This window comes from Corallibacter vietnamensis (genome assembly GCF_039537875.1).
Classification (GTDB): Bacteria; Bacteroidota; Bacteroidia; order Flavobacteriales; family Flavobacteriaceae; genus Corallibacter; species Corallibacter vietnamensis.
The window spans coordinates 232,859-234,313 of sequence record NZ_BAABBI010000003.1 but is presented as its reverse complement, the minus strand read 5'-3'; the positions used below and the strand labels follow the sequence as shown (position 1 = coordinate 234,313).

The 1,455-nt window shown below is 36.7% G+C and carries 1 protein-coding gene; it reads right to left on the bottom strand.

All coding sequences use genetic code 11. The features are described from left to right. The coding region (locus ABD690_RS11500; RefSeq protein ID WP_486303589.1) for an HYR-like domain-containing protein at nucleotides 1-1,455 on the bottom strand (1,455 nt) is incomplete at both ends.

The window sequence follows — 1,455 nt, the reverse complement described above, 5'->3', positions numbered from 1 at the left end:
CAGTAATATCTTCTACCGTACCAACAATCTCACCATTACAGTTATCTGTAGCAGTTAACTCAACAGCCGCAGGCACATCCGCTATACACTCATAAGTAACATCTGCAGGCGCTTGAGGCGCAACCGGAGCAGTTGTATCTTGAATAGTAAATATTGCTTCTGTTATAGTTTCGTTTCCACAATCATCAGTTGCTTTAAAGCTAACAGTAATATAGCCCGTATTTCCACATCCTTCTATTAAATTTCCTTTAAAGTCATGATCCCAAGTGATATTACCACAAGAATCAGACGATGAAGCACCACCATGGTTTTGAATCCAATCATCTAATTGTTGGTCAGTATCAGGTCCACACTCAACTGTTAAATCACTAGCTTCTGTATCTATAGTAGGAGGTGTTGTGTCTTCAATTGTAAATGTAGCAGATGTTATGCTTATATTACCACAGCCGTCTGTAGCTGTAAATTGTACAGTAGCAGATCCTGTTTCACCACAATCATCAGATAAAGTGTTAAAATTATTTGTCCAAACTACAGCAGAACAATCATCAGTAGCAGTAGCTCCTCCGTTGGAATTTAACCAAGCATTTAATTCAGCTGTATTACCTAATCCATCACATTCAACAGTTAAGTTGCTAGCATTAGTAATTTCGGGAGCAATTGTATCTTGGATAATATATGTTGCAGAAGTTGTAGATTGATTTCCACAAGCATCGGTTGCTGTAAAGGTTACTAATATAGGATCAGTACAACTCGAATTGTTAGCTCCATAATTATTTGTCCATGTTACAGAACCACAATTATCTGTTGCAGTAGCACCACCATTATTATTTAACCAATTAGTAATTTCACTGCTATTTCCAGAACCATCACATTCTATTACTATAGGTGAAGCTTGTACTGTAATTACAGGATTTATATTATCATTTAAGTTATAAGTATAAGTCCAATCGTGAGTATTTCCTTCACAATCTGTATATGTCCAAGTATAAGTTTTAGAACCATTACAAGAAGGATCATTGCTAATAGTAGGTCCTGTTGGATTTATATTATTTCCGCAGTTATCAGTAACAGATGGAGGTATAGGAGTAACTAGTGCATCTTCTATACAACTTACGTCACTTTCTTGATTGTTTGGTACAGTAAAGTCTTCTACTTCAATAGTTACTGTGTGTACGTAATCGTGTGTGTTACCTTCACAATCCGTATAAGTCCAAGTGTAAGTGATATCGCCTTCACAATCAGGTGAAGTAGATTCAACTACAGCAGACGGCGTTAAAGTATTTCCGCAGTTATCAGTTACCGTAGGTAATGTAGGTAAAACGATATTGTCGTAACAAGCAACAGTATCAGAAGTTGGAGCAGGAGCAGTAAAGTCTTCTACTTCAATAGTTACTGTGTGTACGTAATCGTGTGTGTTACCTTCACAATCTGTATAAGTCCAAGTGTAAGTGATAT